Below are 18,987 nucleotides of genomic sequence, written 5' to 3' on the forward strand. Positions count from 1 at the left end.
CCTCCGTTCCGACAATCAGCCTTCGTAGTGACGCATGAATAAATCTTCAAGCGTTGGCGGTACAGATTCGATTTTTGTCACACCTAATTTGGTTGCCTCGGTCAGAATCGTATTTATCGCTTCATTGTCAGCAGAAAAAGTCGCTTTGCCGTCTTTTTGAACAAAATCATGCACGCCAGAGAGCGTCGCAAGTTTCTCAATATCGCCTTTTGTCACCAATGTAACTGTTGAGCGAGTCAAATGACGCAATTCATCTAATGTACCTGTTTCAACTACTTCTCCACGTCGAATGATTGCTACTTTATCTGCTAATCGTTCAACTTCACTTAAAATATGTGAAGATAATAGAATCGCTTTGCCATCATTTTTGATTTTTTCTACTTCTTCTTGGAATACTGCTTCCATCAATGGATCTAGTCCTGAAGTCGGTTCATCTAAAATATACAGATCAGATTCAACTGAAAGTGCAGCAATCAAACCGACTTTTTGACGATTTCCTTTAGAGTAACCTTTGGCTTTTTTCTTTGGATCAAGTTCAAATCGTTTGATTAAATAATCGCGCTTTGCTTTGCTCCCGCCGCCATGAAGTTTGATAAATAGATCAATGATCTCTCCACCAGTCAGGCTGCCCCAAAGAGCAACATCTCCAGGAACATACGAAATTCGTTTATGGATTTCTAGACTATCTTTCCAAACATCTTTTCCGAATATTTGGACATCTCCTTCGTCTCGGTTGATGATTCCTAGCAGTGTACGGATCGTCGTTGACTTTCCTGCTCCATTTGGTCCGATAAAACCAACAACTTCACCGGCGTTTACTGTGAATGAGACATCTTTCAACGCCTGTAATTTACCAAATTTTTTTTGCAAGCCTTGTACTTTTACAATTTCTGTCATGGTACATAACTCCTTTTTCTTTTGACATGATTTTATAACGAGCTTTCCATTCTGAACAAAACGCACCTTTTTTATGAACTAATACAATATGTATCGTTCATAAAATACCCTTTTATACTTTGTTTCAAACCAAAACTCTTTTACAACTCCAATAATATTCTTTTTTATTTTAACAGTCAATAAAAATAATTTTAAATTTAAACCTGCAATTCCATTGTTAGTTCGTATTCTTTCCTATATAATATATACGAAGTTAGTTTTAAACTACAATAAACAAAAAGTTCTTTTTTTATAGAAAGTAGGCATTTTTAATGGATGGTTTTGAACGAAGAACAGAAGAAAAAAAGAAAAAAGTTTTACGAGCTGCTTTTGATCTGATGAATACAGATACGGGAATCGAGAATTTAACGATCGATGCTGTGGCCAAAAAGGCCAATGTAGGAAAAACTTCTATTTTTAAATATTTTGGCAGCAAAGAAAAGCTCATTCATGAAGTCTTTATCCGGTCAATGGATGAAATGGGGGAAAAAGCTAAAAAAATCATGGAGAAAAATGCATCATTTGAAGAAACCTTGATCGCCATGAGTCAAAATAAAATCGATTACCTCGAAAAAATCAATAAACAATTTTACTTAGATTTAATGAGCTATTACACTAAAAAAGAAGACAGCGGCTTTACCCGAATGATGGAAGCTTATACAAAGCAAAGTTTTGGCATTATGTTGGATCTATTCCATCGCGGGCGTAAAGAAGGAAAAGTCGATTTAAAATATTCAGATGAATTTTTGATGTTGTATTTTCAAGCCATGATCGAAGGCATCTCTAATCCGCAGATTTATGAGAAAATCCTGCCTTATACAGCGGAATGGACTGAGCTGTTGGTAAAAGGAATCGCTCCGAGACAATAGTTTTACGAACAACAAAAGAAGAAATACTCGCCGAATCCACAAAAAAATAAAATGTATGCATACAAATCAGAATCGATTCATCTGCTAGGTGTATTTGAGATACATATTCACAACTAAAATGTGATGCAATTGTCTCAGAGACAGCCGCTTCTCACAGATTGATCGTAGTCGGCTTCTTTTTTTGTAATCTTTAGGGGCTTTATACCAAGCATATTTTTTAGGTGAATATCGGAATTCTAGGGCTTTTATATCTTCTTTATATGGTTTTGTATTACCTGTTAGCCATATAAATGTTCCTACTACTTCGATTGCTACGCCGTCCATTTTTAGATTGAACAATTTATTAATAATATCCTTAAACTGTTCGGGTGTTTCTGTTGTTTCTTTGGTGTAAGTTTTACCTTCTTTATTCTTATGAGTGTTTTTAAGTTTGCTAAACAGTTCGTCATATTCATTGTTCAAAATTTTCATTTCTTCTTCATTTCCGCCACAATCGGGATGTAACTTAAAAGCTAACTTTTTGTAGGCTTTTTTCAATTCTTCCAATGTTTCAACATTTTTAATGTATTTCATTTTTATCATTCCTTTTCTTTTTGATTTTTGGCTTTTTGACAACCATTTTTGTTAGGCGTTTGAGGAAATGTTTTTATAAAAAAAGAGTAGTTACCGTTTTTTGGTAACTACTCTTTTCCTTTTTTAAGGTTTAAAGTCCTGGAAGTTTAGGTGTTTTGGGTATTGGTGGTGTAGGTGGCTGCAAGCTTTCCAATTTTTGTTGAATTGCTTTAAATTCAGGGGTTTCTTGGTGTTGATTTTGAACCATTTTTTGCTCTATTCTCTCCAAAGTCGGTTGAATTTCTTTCCCTGATACTTTACGATTTAATTCTCTTTCTAAGGTCTCTTTCGGACTAATGGAAGGCGTTTCTAAGCTTGAATAGAGTTTCACTCCTTCTCTATTATAAAGCCTTATATCGCTAAATAAGCCCGTTTTATGAAGGGTTTCTAAATTGGTCGGTAAGTTTTTGACAACAATATCATGCGCTTGTTTTGGTGTTGCCCTGGCTGTCATTGGATCATCTGCATACATAGTTTCATACCGTTCAATTGTTCCTAAATATGAGTTGATTTTAGGTACTGCCATGACATACATTTTTGTTTCATAACCTTTGGCTTGAAGCATTGTTGCAGTTTGAATGGGAACGTCTGTTGTTCGTCCAGTACCTTCAATCACCAAATTATACCCTTGATCGCTCAAACGGCTTATAATCGCTTCTGTCATGCGATTCGAATAAGGGGTAACGTGTTTTACTACGTCTTTTTCATAAAGTTTCACTAATTCATCAAAATTAGGGTGCTGTTGTTTGAAGGTATCATTATCAATGACAACAACATTCCCTTGTGTTTCTTCAAAAATTTCTGATCGCAAACTGGTTTTTCCTGACCCTGGTTGCCCACCAAGTAAAAAAGCGGTTGGCGATTCAACCGCTTTTTTTCCTTGAACCAATTCTTCTAAATTATCATTTAAGCGATTCTCAAACTGTTTGTCAGTAAAATTGACTATATTTGCCATATTAAGCCACTTTCTCTTTATTCAAAACTTGTTTTGAGTAACGATTCATTGACCGCCAATACTCATGAACGGCTTGTAATTCTTCTAAAGAATATTCAAAAAGATTTACACGTTTTGCAAGCTTTAATTGGTTTAATAAATTGACTTCCAATAATTGAGAGTCATTTTTATTTAATTCATGATTCAAAACATAATTTAATACCCGATTATAAACACTTGCCGATAATTCGTTAATGATCTCTATTTCAAATGTTTTTTCATACGTAACTGCCATTTCATTTTCACTCCTTTTAAAGTTTGTCAGGTAAATATTTCCGTATATATTCTTCTAAGGCTTGATCCATAACTTCTTTTACGTTTCCGCCATTCTTTGCTGTTTCGATTTTTATGATATGGTGCAAGTCAGCACGAACACGAACCGTCTTATCTCCCATTATATCTTTTTTTGCACTGATTGGTGTATCATTTCGTTTTGCTTTTTGTGCGCCTAAATTTCCCACAATCACTCACTTCTTTCTATTTCTTCTTATTCTTATTTTATCATCAACAATCACAAATCACAAGTGATTTGTGATTAATCACTTGTGATTTGTGATTCTATTCTTTTTCGTTTTCTAATTGAATAATTCGCTCAAGCATTTCAAAAAATACGTTCTCATACATGGATAAAACTTTTTTGTCATAGCCTTTGTGTTCTGTAATTCCGTTTTTAGACCAGGTACTTACTTTATTACTTCGCTTGATAATATTTTGGAAAACCAAGTTATCTTCTTTATGTTGCTTGTACAGTTCTTCCAGGTTTGATTTTATCGTTGCGCTGTCCGTATCAACTAAATAAGGAACAAAACCGATCATATCTAGTCCAGGGTTAAATTGTTCTTGTAAATCAATCAAATAGGAAATATAGTTTTGAATGTTGTTTGTACTTTCTTCTTCTGCTTGTAAAGGGATCATAACGTAATCACTTGCCACGATTGCATTATTTGTATAAACGCTTGGCGTTGGTACAGTATCAATAATAATGAGATCATAGTCACTTTTTAAAGGTTCCAACAGAGTAGCTAGTAATTTACTTTCATTTTCAAACGTCCATGAGCGAGTTAATTTTGGCAGTAACATCAAATCAAACGTGCCAGGGATCAAGTCTAAATTATCAGTCAAATGAATAATAGAAGAAGCCAAGTTTCCATTTTTCAAGCCTTCATAAAAATTGACACGTGGCAATTCTACCTCAAAAGTTTTTGCTAAGTCTTTTGTCAATGTTGCTTGTAAGTCCTTATCGATCATTAAAACTTTTAAATTAAATTTGTCTGTCAAGTAAGCAAACATAGTCGATAATTTTGACTTTCCAACACCACCTTTAAAATAATTGTTTAAGATAACAATTGCTTCATTTTTACTGTTTAAAATACGTCTTAATTCTTCAAGTATTTTTAGTTCTTCCTTCTCCATAACTACGCCCCATTCTTTTTTTGTATAGTAATATTGTATCATTAGGAATCACAAATCACAAGTGATTTGTGATTAATCACTTGTGATTTGTGATAAGTGATTTGTGATTAATATATAAAAGCCCTGTTTAAAGGGCTTTTATGTTTATTTTGAGAAAGAGATAAAATCAATATATCCCTTTTCTCCGATTTTTACAACGGCATTGTAGGGCTTTTTCTCTTTGTTTTTGATTCCTTTTACCAGGGTTTCTTTTCCCTCCAGTAATTCTTTTACATTCGTTTTGGTTAGTTTTTTCTTTCTAAAATGTTCAGCTAAAGTAAACTTACATTCAGGATAATTTGAACAACCATAAAACGATTTTTTTAATACAATATTGTTACCACACTTAGGACATTTTCCTACAATACTTTTTTCAGCTTCTTTTTCTTTCTGTACCTGGTAATCAGAAAAATTTAGTTTTTCTATATCGTTAGGTACAGCTTCCAGTAAATGAACGATAAACTTCTTGATATTATTAATAAAGTTTTCTTGATTGCCTTCTCTTTTACCGATTTTTTTTAAATACGTTTCCCATTTAGCCGTCATTTCAGCACTCGTTAAAAGGTGCTGACTTTCAACTGCCTGGCACAATAATTTTCCTTTTTCAGTTACAACAAGCTTATTCTTAATCACTTGGATATATTCTTTTTGTTTTAACGCTTCAATAATACTTGCTCTTGTCGCTTCTGTTCCGATCCCCTCGACTTCTTGTAAAATCTTGATTGCTTCTTCATCATCAACCGTTTTATTAGCGGTTTTCATAGCAGTTAATAATGTACCCTCTGTAAAAGCTTTCGGTGGTTGTGTTTCTTTTTCGGCACTCTTAACGTCAACCTCGGCATGTTCTCCAATGATAACCAAGGGTAACGTTTGAACGTCCTCTTTTTCTTCTTTGGTTTGTTGTTTGAAAAGAATTTTCCAACCTTCTTGTTTTGGTGTCTTTCCGATCGATTGAAACAGCAAATCAGCTACTTTCGTTTGTATCTTGGTTTCTTCATACAAGTAATCAGGTAAAAACATGGCAACGGTCGTTTTAACGACTAAAGCATATATTTTTCGTTGTAAATCGTCCATTTTTGCTAATGCAGATTCGGTAGGTACTTGTTTTGTTGGGATAATGGCGTGGTGTTCCTGTACCTTACTACCGTCCACATAACGCTTTCTAGGCTCTGTTTGAACCATTTCGAGATCAAGTCCTAAAAAACCGCTATATTTGCCAAAATTTGCTTTTAAATAAGCAAATTCGTTCTCTGTAATAAATGGTGTATCTGTTCTTGGATAACTCAATAATTTTGCTTCATACAGTCCTTGCATAGCTTTTAAAGTTTGGCTTGCTGTCGCTTTATAAAGCTGATTGACTTTTGATTGTAAACTACTTAAAGAAAACAAACTCGGACTATTCGTTTTCTTCTCTTTGGTTTGAACATCAGCAATTATCCCCTCTTGATTGCCTATTTTAGCTTGTTTAGAAGAAACAAAGGATAAAAGTTCCTCTTGGCTCTTAAAACGCTGTGTGGGGCTTAGAACGCCCTTAAACGACCCTTGGTTTACTTTTATACTAGCTTCCACCTCGAAAAAACCTGAATAATTCATAGCTCTAAATTTAACCTGTTTTTTTGAACAAATTGCCAATTTTTAAATTAGGCAGATACTTTCTTCCAAAATAATGTGTTTTCGAACAGGATGCCTACGGAAGAAGATCATAATAAAAATTATTTGTCTATTTAAGGGCAGACGAATCCCTTGAAAAAGAATCGGTTAAAAAATTTGTGTGATAACTAGTCTAAATCCATTGTTTGGATCGCCGCAGGCGTTCAAAAACCTTATAAAATTCAGTTTGATACACATGATAACTTGACAGTTTGAGATAGACCTGTCTCCCAGTCTGAACAAGTTTACCGGCTACTTTAAGCAATATCAGCCGGATGGAATGAATCGTCATGCCCTGGTTCACTTTATCAAAACCAATGCTTTTTAAAAAATTAACGAGGTTGTATGCAAGGACACTGATCATCATTCTGACATGATTTTCTAAGAAACGCGGGCTATCTGTTTTATCGAAGTAAAAGCCACCTTTCGCTTCTTTGATGAAATTTTCCATTGTTCCTCGCTTGCCGTAAAGAGAAAATATGACTTCAGGCGAGACATTGTCGGATAGATTAGTCACAATAAACGCATGATGAAATAGCAATTCTCCTCCTTCACGGACGGAGCGTATACAGACACGACGAGGTTTCGACCAGGATTGTGCTTGATAAGGTAGTGAAAAATACTGCACTTCTCGCTCTTCCCATTCTTGATTGTCCCCGTAAAGAACAGAATGTTCAGCTAACTGACTTAACCTCCGATTGCTCTTTAATCGGATAACGTACTGGCTTTCAGTTGCTTCACAAGACTCATACACCTCTGGTGTGGCGAAGCCGCTGTCACCCCGAACCAATATCTCGGTATGAGGTAACGTGCTCTTGTAGTGGTGTAAAAGCGGGTTGATAAAGGCTTTTACCCCTTTAGATGTGTACTGATTGCCTGAACGCAGTTCAGCTTTTAAGAAATCTCCGGTCAGTCCATCAAAGGCAACTAATGGGTGATAGCCGTAGGTTTGATAATGGGCATTATAATCTGTTTGTTCTTGGCGTCCAAAGGTATCCGAATGTGTGGAATCGACATCAATGATTAACTCGGTGTCATTGCGAATTAAACGTGCTTTATCAATCAATGACTGATTTAATGCTTGGAGTTGATCGATGTTCTCCTCGGTGAAACGATCCAGAAACCGTGAGATTGAGGATTGTGATGCCAACTGTTTTTTACCGAGTACAGCTTGAAAGACAGGATCCCGTCTTAATAGATTAGCTGATGAGTCTGCCGAGTAACCAGCAATTAATTGCATAATAAGCTGTTCCAATATCGCTAAGTTATCATGGGTAAAATAAGCCCGATGATCTGTAATATGGAGCCATTGTTTAGCTAAGTGCGAAAAGCCGAAGGTATTCATTAATTCTTTAACCAGGACTAACCCCGAATCACTTGATAGACGACCACCGGTATGTGAAATAGTGATATTTGAATTGAATTTAACTTGATTTTTGTGTAAGCTAGTCATGAGAAGAACTCCTTTCTTATGGTTGGTTTCGTCACCTTTACCATAGCAGAATGGGGTTCTTTTTTCATCACTTAAGGGGTGAAACTAAAAAAGTAATTATCAGACTGCCGTTAGGCAGTTTCAGACGGTTTCAATTAAAAAGTATGAATTATTCAGGGTAAACATCTTTCGTTGTATTGTAAATTAACGCCATCCAAAATTTTGATTCAAGATTTTCTTTCGGTTTATTATATGTTTGAGCCAATATAAGCTACAAAACTGCTGTCTATCCATTTTTGAGTAACCTCATTTATATCAATCCCAATAGTAGCCAACCCAATAATGCTGCAATCCAATTTCTCTAACAAAGCTATTAAAGCCTTCATTTGAGAACCTGTCTCTATCCAATCATCTACAATCAAAACTCTTTTGTTCCTCACAATAGAACTCTTAGATATTTCAAAGCTTTTATCTTGACCTGAATAGTCGGTAAAATGTGTCGAAATAATCTCTTCTTTTGCGTATGGCAGCTTATCACCTTTTCTTACTCCAATAAACCCCACTCCAAGTTCTTTGGCTATGGCAGTGCCTAGTATCCATCCAATTGCTTCTGGGGCAGCCACATAATCTACTTTATTTTGAAAATCCAATGATAGTACTTTTACAATTTTATCAAAAACGGTTTTATGTGTAAAAATAGTTAGTAAATCATATTTTCCAATTGAGTTACGAGGTAATATACCTCTAATTTCATTTATAACATCAGTACTTTCCATACATTTACACCCCTTGCTTATGGTTAATAATCTTTGCTAATCTTTAAAAATAGTCATTTTCAACATATTTTTTATACATGTCCTCGGTATATCTTGTTATGTTCTTACCATACTCTGGATAATCAAACCCCAGTAGTTCTGCTACCTCTTTGGACACTTCCCTGAACAATTGGTGGCATATAAATAATGACTTCCAAATATTTTCATAGGAATCCATGCGATATGTAGATAATAATCTATTCCATAGATCTTCATCAATGTATTTGTTAATATACTTATAATTTTTCCCAACACTTAATGAAAATTCTGTCTTTATCCCAACCTTCCACGACATCATCCTAAGTAGTTCAAACCGTAGAATCTGGTTCAGATGATCGATTGCAAACAGTATCTCTTTGCGGCACAATCCTTTAATAACATAAGGTGTTACATTCCAAAATTCATTGCAGCAATCATCATACTCCCTTGCGCTTGGCTTTCTTACATGATAATCTATATCAGTCGGAACTATGTCCCTTTTAATTCTACAATCTTTATCAATTAGAACCTTTATTAATTTATCGCCCTTTAGGTAATTATCTAACTCTTCCAAGGGCAATAAGGTAAGATCAATTTTATTGTAATCATCAAATAGCATAAGATAGGAAAATCCCTTTTCTTCAGGTGGGAATAATTCCATATCCTCCGGCTTTTGCATCATTATTATATTCCCAAATTGATTAAGCCAGTCATCATTAGATATAAACGGTTCTATATCACTTACAAAATATGTAATATCATAATCCTGAAATTCATCTTTAGGTATATTAATATTTGCGCGTGACCCCTCAAGGGTCACAATTCGAATACGTTCATCCTGTTCTGCTAAAGAAAGTACTAAATCCATCATTTCTTTTTCTGATCTCATTTACATACTCCTCGTTTATTTTTTCTATATTATTACATCTTCTTTTTTGCCGATACAATCAGCATCATTGGGCGTCGCATTTCATCCGCCATCCCCGGAATATCCATCATGTTCTCTGGCGGCTGTGGCTCCACAATCTGATTTATTATAAAACTATTTGAAAGCAGTGTATTTAGATATGTGGTCAGTGTTCTATGATATTTTGTAACCTTTTCTTCCAAAAACATAGCTGTCCGTTTGCCCTCATAATAATAATTGTCCACCGGGAAATGCAGTATTTCTCCTTTTTCGTTATAATACCAGTCTTGTGTTCCATGAGCAGTAAAAACAGGATGTTCAACTGTAAAAACTAAATTGCCACCAGCCTTCAGCATCCTATATATCTTTTTTATTAAATTCTCATAGTCTGCTACATAATGAAACGCAAGCGAACTTAGTATTACATCAAAGCTCTCCTCTGGGAAATCCACATCTTCTATGGCACAGCATTCATATTCAATCTGTGGAAAATGGGTTTTTCCTTTTGCTACTTCGAGCATTTTATGAGAAATATCAACACCTACTACAGAGGAAGCACCGTTTTCCATCGCATATATACAGTGCCATCCATAGCCGCATCCTAAATCAAGCACACGCTTACCCTTAAAATCAGGTAGCATCTTTTTCAAAGTCTCCCATTCTCCCGCACCAGCCAGTCCTTTCTGCGAGCGACTCATTTGACTGTATTTTTGAAAAAATATATTATCATCATATTTGTTTTCTTTCATCTGAACTCTCCTCGTTTAAAAAGTTATTTATCTCCGATACAATTTCATTCACTTCTTTATAAAGTTTCTCGGTCATATCGTAGCATTCAAAAAGAGAAAGACCGAGTACTTCAAAAATATGATTAACTCTTTCGGCATATTTTTCAGGTTTATATTCAAAAGTTTCAAGCAGTTTTATAGCTTTCTTTTCGTTAATGCAATAAGCATTATTACATGCAAATAGTACTTGATTTAAGCATGAAATAATACGAAAAACATGGCCTGCAATATAATATTTATCCTCTGCCCCCGCATTTGCTTTTACAAACATTAAAGAGAATTCAGCTTCAAATATAAAAAAGTTCATCAAGCTTTTCTTTAGAGCAGTAGGGTAAATTTCTGCCTGCTTTTTTAATTCGCATAAGCTTTCGTTCTTAGCATATAGTATTTTACTAATCGCTAATTCTCCACGATACATAGCACTTATATAACCATGGGGATGCCCGGTCTGATAATTGGCAGTAACAATTCCTTGCTCCGTATCTTTGATTATTTGTTCCACCCGTTTTATATCACGTAATATCAAGTCAACATGACACCCGTTTATAACTAACCATCCACCGCCATTAACCCAATCACCCCACGCTCCGGGAGGTACAACAAGGTTGTTTCTATTCTCATCATCCAACTCTGTAGCAATTTGATTAATCGCTGTCAGGTCAAATGAGTCTGAATTGTAATAGATTCCGATATCTATATCAGAATTTTCTGTATGGGTGCTTCTTGCACGTGAGCCCCCTAATACAATGCCTTCTATAAAAGGCAAAGATGATAATTTCTCTGTTACTATTTGAATAACATTACCTACCATATAAACATCCTCCTTTATTCGTTAGATATTTTTATTTCATCTCCATCTGGTAAAATAAATGCCTGCACAAACTTGACACCTAGCACATCAGCAATGGCCTTCAACTCATCCAAGGTTACTGTTTCTCGTTGTAATTTTTTATTGAAATTCTGTGGAGTCTGGCCAATACGTCTAGCAAGTTCGGAAACACTTATATTCATTTGCTCACACAGTTCTTTAATCATTTCTGCCGTAGTCATACAGCACCTCCAAGTTTATGCTAAGAATAACATAAACCATTTGGTTGATAAATGCAATAGTCATTAAAATATTATTATAATCAGCAATTAAAAGAAAACCCACAACTCTACTTCAGAGTCATGGGCTATTTACTTCTGGTTTTCATATTTCCATTTCGATACCTGGTTTGAAGGCTATGACGAAGTGGTCTTCATAGACCTTAACGTTCTGGATTATCTTCCTTACAAGCTTATCATCATATTCTAAGGTGCGGAATTTGTTCTTGCGGATAAATTCAATCAACTCATTGATGCGCTCGTTCTCGCCACTGAGGGAGGCATCTTCTACTAAAAGAGTCTGACGCTTATCTCGCATCTCATCGATCTCATCTACCAGGTATTCATAATCTTGACCTTTATTGGCCAGCTTGATTAGTTCTTTTTGTTTTTCATCTAGTAGGGTATTAATCTCTGAAATTTGGTATTCTGTGGTTTCTCCAATCACAGCATGAATATTTTCTTCCAGTGTCTTTATCATATTGTTGCCACCAGCAAGTAGCTTATTAATTGCGGTCATTACCGCACCATAGAGTTCATCTTCTTTTACGGTTCGGTTCTTACATACCTCGGGACCCTGCTCGATTCTAGTCACGCATCGCCAGACAAATTCTTTTCTGCCATGAATATTCCAATAGGTTCTCCTATAAATATCGCCACAATATCCACAGAAGGTGATGGCACTTAAAGCGTACTTGCTACTATAAATTCTTTTGTTCTTGCCTTCTCCTGTGTAGATATTACTTCTCCGATAAATTTCTTCTTGAGCCTGCAAAAATAACTCTTTAGAAATAATCGCTTCATGGCTATTTTCAACATAATACTGGGGAAAATGAGAGATTAACTACAGTCTCACTTACTGGCTAGTGACAGTAAGCAGACACACTCAACGTTTAGTACTCAGGCGATTTAGGGATCAAGTCAACAAACACTAAAAACTATTGATTGCATAGGATTTTTAAGCATCTCCTAACAACCCAACATCTAATCTATCACTTCATTTAAGTAGGGTATTTTAGTTTCGCTGTTAAAATCAAGCCTATTTTTATCTGTGGATGTAAATCCTACTAATATCCGATTCTCCACTCCCTTAAGCCATGCAAAGAAATTCTAAACCATATTTGCACCAAAAAGAGATTAACCACTAGCGGATCGAAGAAAAACACCTTGTCTCAGCTACGTCAAAAGATGAAATGTGAGTGACGCTAGATTCGTGCTTCAGCAATTCTAGGATCGAAGCGGTCTCGCAGCCCCTCACACAAGGCGGTTTTCCATAGGATAGCGCGAGATTCAATCACCACTATTTGCCAAAGAGCCCAAAAAACCGCTAGCCAAAAATCGGCTACCGGTTCTAAAAATGATGTTTATCCTTTTCGAGTCTAACAACTCGTCAGGACGAACAATAATTATTTTCTTGTTAACAGACATACTGCTTCCACATGGATTGAGAGGACAGAATGAATGTCATTTGTGTATGTCCGTTCTCGGAAACATATCCACGACACTTTTTGCACTATCGGTAGACGGGAACATATCCATAGGCTTCGCTGTTTTTTGAAAAACTGAGGTATGCTGTTAATTTTCAGTACCCAATACTGTGAATAACGTTACTCTCCTATTCACTAATGTAATTCAACAATCTTTCTAAAATGTCATGTGTAACTTTTAAGTTGTATTGTTCAATAAGGTGACTTTGCAAATCCATAACTAATAGCAAAGAATTTTTATAGGCTTCAAATAATTCTACCTTATCTAATCGAGCAGTGGTCTTTGCAAATTTTTTATAATTTTCAAGGCTAATTTCTTTTTCAAGGTTTTTACTCATGTTTAGCCAATTATCAGCATTTTTTTCTGCCATACGTATAAGTTGTAGTGTATTTTTTTGAAGTTGTGATAAGAGTTCTAATGAACGAGCATATTCTCCTCTTTTTAGAACGTTGATTCCCATCAACCATAGATTAGAGAAATTACACAACAAAAAATTAGCATTTTCTTCAGTAAGTCTATTTGGTCTTGCACCACTTATCTCTGATAAATAATTTTCTAATTGCCCTGTTTCATCGTAAATAAGCATAGCCTTCGTATCAGGAATATAACCTGAATCTTTAAACGAGGGGATTATGTTCATATCTTTTTCAGAAAGGAAATGAAATTCCCCACGTATAAGATTATCAAAAATAACTACCTCTGTTCCGTACTCATTTTTATAAAGCATCAAGTACGGAGCTACGTCAAACAACCAGTTGGATGAATCAAAGTTCGAGGTTATACTATCTTTCAAAAATATATAGAACTCTATATCAGAGTATTGGTCACCTTCTCCTTTGGTAAACGATCCATACATCATACAAGCTGTAATTCGTTCATCTGACTCAGTAAGATTCTTAACGTTTGCAATTAATTCTTTTTGTTTTAACATTTCTTCACCCTTTCATGTAAATATCTTTTAGTTATTGTGGCAACTCAAAATCTCTACAAACCTAAATTAATATTTTTCGTACAAATGTTATTGCAAAAAGCATCATCATGCTCCACAAACAATAGTGTAGGACAATATTCCAAAATCATTTTTTCAATTTGGATACGTGAAAAAATATCAATATAGTTCAATGGCTCATCCCATATATACAAATGTGCACTTTCACAAAGGCTTTTAGCAATTAGTACTTTCTTTTTCTGACCAGCACTAAAATCCACCATGTTCTTATCAAACTGCTCTCTATTAAAATCCAGTTTACGAAGAATCGTTTTAAATAGAGTTTCATCGATCTTATTATTATAGGCAAATTCAGATAGATTACCTTTTAAATATGAAGTATCTTGCGAAATATAAGAAATTTTTAGTCCACTTGCTAGCATAAAATTTCCGGTAAATTTAATATCATCTCCATTAATCAATTTTAGGATACTAGACTTACCACTCCCATTTTTTCCGATAATGGCAACTCTATCACCAATATTGACTCTGAAATTAAGATTACTGCATACTTCTTTATCTCCATAAGACAATGATAAATCATTCGCTTCTATTAAGCACTCTTTGTGAAATTCAAGTGGTGAAATTTTTAAGTCATCATATTGTTCAATGTTGTGGAGCAGTTCTGATTTTTGTAAAACGGCTTCCTGATGTCTTGACTCAATATTTTTGGCACGTTTCATCGCTTTTGCAGCCTTATGTCCAACATAACCCTTATCCAGTTTTGAACCAGAATTTGTTGTTCCATATTTACTTTTTTCTACTTTATTTGACCAGTTTGAACTACGTTTTGCTGCATAAGACAACCTTCCTATTTCTTTAAGGAGTTTCTTGTTTTCTGCCAGTTCAAAATTATCTTGTAACGTTTTGTTCTCCCACCAAGAAGTAAAATTTCCCTTTTGGATTTCGATATTCGTTTTATTGATAGATAGTATATGGTCAACACATTGATCAAGTAAGCTTCTATCATGAGATACCAAAATAAACCCCTTCTTGCGTTTCAAATAGTTTTGCACTACATTACGTGCATCGATGTCAAGATGGTTTGTAGGTTCATCAATAAGCAGGAAACAACTCGCTGTAAGGAATAAAGCTGCAAGAAGGACCTTCGTTTGCTCACCATTTGACAATGTATTAAACGGACGATATAAAGCATCTTCTTGAACATCAAGCAATGATATTTCACGAAAAATCTCCCAATCCATACATTCCGTACAAATACTCTTCATTACTTCAATTGTATATAGACTCTTATCTTCCACATCATAAGGAAAATACTCAAACTTAACTGTAGAACTTATATTGCCGGAATACGCATATTTGCCAAGCAGTAAATTTAAGAAAGTAGTTTTACCGCGTCCGTTTCTTCCAATAAAACCGAGTTTCCAATCTGTATCTATCTGAAAACTTACATTTTCAAAAATATTGTCATAACTTCCTTCATATGAAAAAGTTAGATTTGAAACATTTATTAAGGACATATATTTCTTCCTCCTTTACATTATAAAAATTTTATAAGCAAAGTCGGTTTTCGGCATTAATTACTCTATAATGTTATCCAACTCTGCAAGGATTTTGTCATGAATGACATAGTATCATTGTCTATCACGTTTATCTTCCTTTCTTTTACAAATATTAAAAGCCGCAAGAAAGTAAATTCTTACGGCTCAAAAACAAATACTATTATTACCTTTTGTTATACATAACATAAGGTTACTGTAATGTATTATTGAGTGTAGAATACTTAACTTTCTTGCAATTTGCATAACAAAACAAACGGTTCTATAGCCGTTTCTTTAAATATCTTATTATGCATCATATAATTAGCAAGAAAAGTTATACATTCTTCCACCTCCAAGTCGTTTTATTATATCATATTATCTTTAAAAATCCAATATAATTCTTCTGTTCTCTTTCTAAAGATTACCCTTCTACATCAATCTCGACTCCTGATTTGAATTCAACGGCGAACTTATCATGAAATACCGTAACTTTTTCTATAAGCCTCCTTACTAACTGCTCATCATATTCCTCTAACTCACAGGATTGTTCATTAAAGAAATCAGTCATTTCAGCGATTCGTTGCCTTTTTCCTTCACGCTCTGCATTTTCAACAAGTGCATTTTGCTTCAATTCTCGAAGGTGGTAGATTTCATCAGCCACATCTTCATAGTCATTCTTGGATTTTGCTTGGATAAGAAGCTGTTGTTGTAATTCTTCCAATTTGCTATCAATATCATTGGTGGCATTATCATTTTCTTCATTAAGTATAGTAGCTATGTTTTTCTGCAACGCCTGGAGGAAGGGTTCTTTGTTAGCCAAAAGTTCGTTAATAGCCTTGACCACTGCTGTCTGCAATGTTTCCTCGTTTATGGTAGGGGCAGTACATTCAGATCCTTTTTCCTCCAAACGGCTGACGCATCTCCAAACAATAGACTTGTAACCTCGGTTATTCCAGTGTACCCGGCGGTAAATATCACCGCACTGGCGAGCAAACTGCAACTGCAACTATGCAGGCACTTAATCTTAAAAGAACTACTTTCTATAAACTGGTGAAGGAAGTGATTGTATGATGACGATGTGTCCACGATGTTTAGAGCTATACAGTGAAATTTGGTCGAAGCCTTGTTGTAAATGCGCCGATAAGACCATTCCTGTTGATATTGAACTCATCAATGTCGTTCAGATGCTGCTCACTAGAGGCTTCGATGTATCTTATGCCACTTGTTACCCAGATAAAGAACAAGGTGAGATCGAAGCTATGGAAATTGAGATTCACTTTAGGGAATTGTATCCGCAGGCTCTCTTTGATGGTCTCCCACCTGACTGGATTGTAATTGACGAATACCCAGTTCTTGGCGGTAAGGTTCTTGATGAACCTGTTGATATCCTTACATGTGCAATCGAATATCGATTTGAAGAGAGCATCCATATTCAAAAGGATATCGCTATAAGCAATCTGGAAACATGGCTCGAAGAGAAAGACCCGCAATCTTGTAGGGCTATCCTTACATTGGCCGGCTTCTGAAAAAGTAAGACCCTCTCAACAGTAATGATCTGCTGAAAGGGTACTTTACTTTAATCTATGACCTTGAAGTGCCTTAATGCGTCTTTAATAGCTTCTACTTTATATTCTGGTGCTGGTTTATATGGGCGTTTTAGTTCTTCAACTGCGTTTGGTGCGTCGTACATCGGCAGGCCTAAGTTTCTTTTGACCTCTGCAATGTTTGCAGTGTGAACTTTGAAGCCGTACTTTTCTTCGATATACTCCTGAATAAGCCTGTAGGTGATACGATCTGGCTGGATTTTTCGGTCGTCTGCGTACTCCATTTTTACACTGATAAAATCGTCTGCACTTTTGTGGGACAATAAAACACACGTCTCAACGTGGCTCGAGAGGACAGAATGAATGTCATTTGAGCGTATCCGTTCTCGGAAACATATCCACTACGTTTTTGGCACTATCGGTAGGCGGGAACATATCGACCTTCAACTATCACACCATTAAATGTGTTTAGTTAATAATATCGCCTTTGTTTTTAGCTAAATTTTCATGCCATTCTCGTCGCTTAGTAGCTGTCGGTTTCGTCCACTCTGTTTCTTCACCAATAATTTTTAAAGGTTCTTGTGAGCGATAAGAACGCGTTAAGTTACCAGGGAACTTTTTGTCAGTAACATTTGGGTCGTTTTCAAATTCACCTGTAGGTTCTACTATATAAACGCGTTCTCTTCCTTTTCCTTTTGCTAATGCTGCTGCAAGACCTGCCCCATTGACATTAGCAGTGAAATAAATATGGTTCATTTTAAGCCCAGGTTTGTAATTTGAATTTCCACCCGCTATCAGAAAATCACCAACTTTCAAATCTGCCTTTGTCCCATGGTAAAATGGGCCTTTATCTGTTAGTGCACCATTATATGATTTGGCCAATTCATAATTTCTAGTTGCCTGTTCAGAATCACCCAACTCCTCATAACAGTTGGCAATGTTTATATACAACGTGGAGTAAGCACTCTTAACGTTATCATCATCTATATTTTGTGCACACTGTAAGGATGTTTCCATCCATTTTAATTTATCTGTAATATTTTCTTGTATACGAGCTAAATGATAAGCTGCGATAAATCTTTCATAGTCATCCGTTGCTTCGTGCCATGCTTTATGAAACATCGCAATCGCACCCTCACTGTTTCCACAGTCCTCCAATCCCATCCCACTCATGCAGATTTTAATAATAACGTTATTTGGATCAAATTTTTTATTCATCTAATCTTACCTCCAAATTAATTGAATGTTATGATGAGTCAAAATCTCCGCCAGAATGTCCATTTTGTGGTATAATAATAATACCTCATTAAGTTTTAATTTTATTAAGTTTATTAGTATAGCAGCACCAGACTCGTTTTGGAGCTGCTCGTTTTTTTGACACCCATATGGAGGTGATTATTATGTTTAACTTGCCAATCATACCACACAATCTCAATCCTTATCTTGCCTACGTTTTCAGGTGGAAGCATATTCGGATTACCCAAAGGCCTTATTGTGCCCTTCGGTTTCTGATGCTGAAGATAAGTGGAAAGAATTGTGGGCGAGACTTCGCAAGGGAATTGTTCTCTCTCTTTAACAATCCCCCGGATAAAATCAAGGGGATGGAAATGAGAGCAACAACCCATGAAGGAATGCTTCAGCAACTTAAAAAGCTGGAGAAACGAGGATTAATAGAAATCCTCAACGTCAAAGAAGAAAGACAGCGTCTCTTCCTTTTAGAATTTCTTTTAATAGGGAATCGGAAAGAGGCTTTTAGGAGAAAAGGAGCTTATCAGGTTGTTTTTAAAACGACCGTATAGGCTCTTTTTTATGGAGAAGTATACAAAAGATGACATGAGGTATTATATGTTACTGGAAAACCACCTCCAAAGTAAATACCAATCGATTCCTGTGTAGATTTATTTGCCTCGGCATTAGAAATAAAATAAAAAAGATTCCGGATTCT

General features: G+C 35.5%; 21 protein-coding genes and 1 pseudogene. 3 read left to right on the forward strand and 19 right to left on the reverse strand.

What is annotated here, in order from left to right:
- Positions 1-15 precede the first annotated feature (15 nt).
- Positions 16-897 carry an ionophore ABC transporter ATP-binding subunit NarA gene (narA, locus tag IGL70_RS13625; RefSeq protein ID WP_074626908.1) on the reverse strand — a complete coding sequence of 294 codons (882 nt, stop codon included), beginning with the start codon at positions 895-897 and terminating at the stop codon, positions 16-18.
- A gap of 311 nt (positions 898-1,208) precedes the next feature.
- Between narA and IGL70_RS13630 the strand changes: the two genes are divergently transcribed.
- On the forward strand, positions 1,209-1,805 hold the full coding sequence (locus tag IGL70_RS13630) for a TetR/AcrR family transcriptional regulator (RefSeq protein WP_002326773.1): 597 nt from the start codon (positions 1,209-1,211) through the stop codon (positions 1,803-1,805).
- A gap of 84 nt (positions 1,806-1,889) precedes the next feature.
- Here IGL70_RS13630 and IGL70_RS13635 read toward each other — a convergent pair whose 3' ends face one another.
- The 16 genes and pseudogenes from IGL70_RS13635 to IGL70_RS13710 form a co-directional block, all read right to left on the reverse strand.
- Positions 1,890-2,378 (reverse strand): molecular chaperone DnaJ, encoded by a 489-nt coding sequence (locus tag IGL70_RS13635; protein WP_074603863.1) that lies wholly within the window; start codon positions 2,376-2,378, stop codon positions 1,890-1,892.
- A gap of 130 nt (positions 2,379-2,508) precedes the next feature.
- The gene (locus IGL70_RS13640) at positions 2,509-3,372 is read right to left on the reverse strand and encodes a zeta toxin family protein (RefSeq protein WP_104765522.1); all 864 of its coding nucleotides are present in this window, start codon (positions 3,370-3,372) and stop codon (positions 2,509-2,511) included.
- Between the two features lies 1 nt (position 3,373).
- The gene (locus IGL70_RS13645) at positions 3,374-3,646 is read right to left on the reverse strand and encodes an antitoxin (protein ID WP_005237730.1); all 273 of its coding nucleotides are present in this window, start codon (positions 3,644-3,646) and stop codon (positions 3,374-3,376) included.
- A 16-nt stretch (positions 3,647-3,662) separates the two neighbouring features.
- Positions 3,663-3,878 carry a peptide-binding protein gene (locus IGL70_RS13650; RefSeq protein WP_001835296.1) on the reverse strand — a complete coding sequence of 72 codons (216 nt, stop codon included), beginning with the start codon at positions 3,876-3,878 and terminating at the stop codon, positions 3,663-3,665.
- Between the two features lie 91 nt (positions 3,879-3,969).
- Positions 3,970-4,866 carry a ParA family protein gene (locus tag IGL70_RS13655; protein WP_104866222.1) on the reverse strand — a complete coding sequence of 299 codons (897 nt, stop codon included), beginning with the start codon at positions 4,864-4,866 and terminating at the stop codon, positions 3,970-3,972.
- A 102-nt stretch (positions 4,867-4,968) separates the two neighbouring features.
- A complete protein-coding gene (locus IGL70_RS13660; RefSeq protein ID WP_226061412.1) occupies positions 4,969-6,495 on the reverse strand; it encodes a type IA DNA topoisomerase in 1,527 nt (508 codons plus the stop codon).
- A gap of 151 nt (positions 6,496-6,646) precedes the next feature.
- Complete coding sequence (locus IGL70_RS13665; RefSeq protein ID WP_002338419.1) at positions 6,647-7,966, reverse strand: IS1380-like element ISSsu5 family transposase; 1,320 nt, start codon at positions 7,964-7,966, stop codon at positions 6,647-6,649.
- 227 nt (positions 7,967-8,193) lie between these two features.
- Entirely contained in the window at positions 8,194-8,721 is a 528-nt protein-coding gene (locus IGL70_RS13670; RefSeq protein WP_002294507.1) for a phosphoribosyltransferase family protein, read from the reverse strand.
- Positions 8,722-8,764: 43 nt separating this feature from the next.
- Entirely contained in the window at positions 8,765-9,628 is an 864-nt protein-coding gene (locus IGL70_RS13675; protein WP_002294505.1) for an aminoglycoside nucleotidyltransferase ANT(6)-Ia, read from the reverse strand.
- 32 nt (positions 9,629-9,660) lie between these two features.
- A complete protein-coding gene (locus IGL70_RS13680) occupies positions 9,661-10,395 on the reverse strand; it encodes a class I SAM-dependent methyltransferase (protein WP_000662263.1) in 735 nt (244 codons plus the stop codon).
- The gene (locus IGL70_RS13685; protein ID WP_002303392.1) at positions 10,376-11,245 is read right to left on the reverse strand and encodes a nucleotidyltransferase domain-containing protein; all 870 of its coding nucleotides are present in this window, start codon (positions 11,243-11,245) and stop codon (positions 10,376-10,378) included. The genes IGL70_RS13680 and IGL70_RS13685 overlap by 20 nt, the downstream gene beginning before the upstream one ends.
- Positions 11,246-11,259: 14 nt before the next feature.
- On the reverse strand, positions 11,260-11,484 hold the full coding sequence (locus tag IGL70_RS13690; protein ID WP_002303393.1) for a helix-turn-helix domain-containing protein: 225 nt from the start codon (positions 11,482-11,484) through the stop codon (positions 11,260-11,262).
- Between the two features lie 142 nt (positions 11,485-11,626).
- Positions 11,627-12,355, reverse strand: a pseudogene (locus tag IGL70_RS13695) (recombinase zinc beta ribbon domain-containing protein); the annotation flags it as partial.
- A gap of 780 nt (positions 12,356-13,135) precedes the next feature.
- Entirely contained in the window at positions 13,136-13,939 is an 804-nt protein-coding gene (gene lnu(B) / locus IGL70_RS13700; protein ID WP_002294514.1) for a lincosamide nucleotidyltransferase Lnu(B), read from the reverse strand.
- A 53-nt stretch (positions 13,940-13,992) separates the two neighbouring features.
- Positions 13,993-15,477, reverse strand: coding sequence for an ABC-F type ribosomal protection protein Lsa(E) (gene lsa(E) / locus IGL70_RS13705; protein ID WP_002294513.1), 1,485 nt, complete (start codon positions 15,475-15,477; stop codon positions 13,993-13,995).
- A gap of 442 nt (positions 15,478-15,919) precedes the next feature.
- Positions 15,920-16,504 carry a recombinase zinc beta ribbon domain-containing protein gene (locus tag IGL70_RS13710; protein WP_002294511.1) on the reverse strand — a complete coding sequence of 195 codons (585 nt, stop codon included), beginning with the start codon at positions 16,502-16,504 and terminating at the stop codon, positions 15,920-15,922.
- 61 nt (positions 16,505-16,565) lie between these two features.
- On the opposite strand from IGL70_RS13710, the gene IGL70_RS13715 reads away from it, so the two are divergent.
- Entirely contained in the window at positions 16,566-17,024 is a 459-nt protein-coding gene (locus tag IGL70_RS13715; RefSeq protein ID WP_002325145.1) for a hypothetical protein, read from the forward strand.
- A gap of 50 nt (positions 17,025-17,074) precedes the next feature.
- On the opposite strand, the gene IGL70_RS13720 is transcribed toward IGL70_RS13715, so the two are convergent.
- On the reverse strand, positions 17,075-17,365 hold the full coding sequence (locus IGL70_RS13720; RefSeq protein ID WP_010733534.1) for a hypothetical protein: 291 nt from the start codon (positions 17,363-17,365) through the stop codon (positions 17,075-17,077).
- A 145-nt stretch (positions 17,366-17,510) separates the two neighbouring features.
- Positions 17,511-17,924, reverse strand: a complete 414-nt coding sequence (gene arr / locus IGL70_RS13725) for an NAD(+)--rifampin ADP-ribosyltransferase (protein ID WP_069955805.1) — start codon at positions 17,922-17,924, stop codon at positions 17,511-17,513.
- Positions 17,925-18,442: 518 nt separating this feature from the next.
- Between arr and IGL70_RS13730 the strand changes: the two genes are divergently transcribed.
- Positions 18,443-18,841 carry a hypothetical protein gene (locus tag IGL70_RS13730; RefSeq protein ID WP_021401123.1) on the forward strand — a complete coding sequence of 133 codons (399 nt, stop codon included), beginning with the start codon at positions 18,443-18,445 and terminating at the stop codon, positions 18,839-18,841.
- The last annotated feature ends 146 nt before the right edge of the window (positions 18,842-18,987 follow it).

The organism is Enterococcus sp. DIV0901a (assembly GCF_051711525.1).
Lineage (GTDB): Bacteria > Bacillota > Bacilli > Lactobacillales > Enterococcaceae > Enterococcus_B > Enterococcus_B faecium.

Bases quoted from the DNA above. Each gene is read 5' to 3' on its own strand.
- narA (WP_074626908.1), bottom strand. From the start codon at position 897: ATGACAGAAATTGTAAAAGTACAAGGCTTGCAAAAAAAATTTGGTAAA.
- IGL70_RS13630 (WP_002326773.1), top strand. From the start codon at position 1,209: ATGGATGGTTTTGAACGAAGAACAGAAGAAAAAAAGAAAAAAGTTTTA.
- IGL70_RS13635 (WP_074603863.1), bottom strand. From the start codon at position 2,378: ATGAAATACATTAAAAATGTTGAAACATTGGAAGAATTGAAAAAAGCC.
- IGL70_RS13640 (WP_104765522.1), bottom strand. From the start codon at position 3,372: ATGGCAAATATAGTCAATTTTACTGACAAACAGTTTGAGAATCGCTTA.
- IGL70_RS13645 (WP_005237730.1), bottom strand. From the start codon at position 3,646: ATGGCAGTTACGTATGAAAAAACATTTGAAATAGAGATCATTAACGAA.
- IGL70_RS13655 (WP_104866222.1), bottom strand. From the start codon at position 4,866: ATGATACAATATTACTATACAAAAAAAGAATGGGGCGTAGTTATGGAG.
- IGL70_RS13665 (WP_002338419.1), bottom strand. From the start codon at position 7,966: ATGACTAGCTTACACAAAAATCAAGTTAAATTCAATTCAAATATCACT.
- IGL70_RS13670 (WP_002294507.1), bottom strand. From the start codon at position 8,721: ATGGAAAGTACTGATGTTATAAATGAAATTAGAGGTATATTACCTCGT.
- IGL70_RS13675 (WP_002294505.1), bottom strand. From the start codon at position 9,628: ATGAGATCAGAAAAAGAAATGATGGATTTAGTACTTTCTTTAGCAGAA.
- IGL70_RS13680 (WP_000662263.1), bottom strand. From the start codon at position 10,395: ATGAAAGAAAACAAATATGATGATAATATATTTTTTCAAAAATACAGT.
- IGL70_RS13685 (WP_002303392.1), bottom strand. From the start codon at position 11,245: ATGGTAGGTAATGTTATTCAAATAGTAACAGAGAAATTATCATCTTTG.
- IGL70_RS13690 (WP_002303393.1), bottom strand. From the start codon at position 11,484: ATGACTACGGCAGAAATGATTAAAGAACTGTGTGAGCAAATGAATATA.
- IGL70_RS13715 (WP_002325145.1), top strand. From the start codon at position 16,566: ATGATGACGATGTGTCCACGATGTTTAGAGCTATACAGTGAAATTTGG.
- IGL70_RS13730 (WP_021401123.1), top strand. From the start codon at position 18,443: ATGTTTAACTTGCCAATCATACCACACAATCTCAATCCTTATCTTGCC.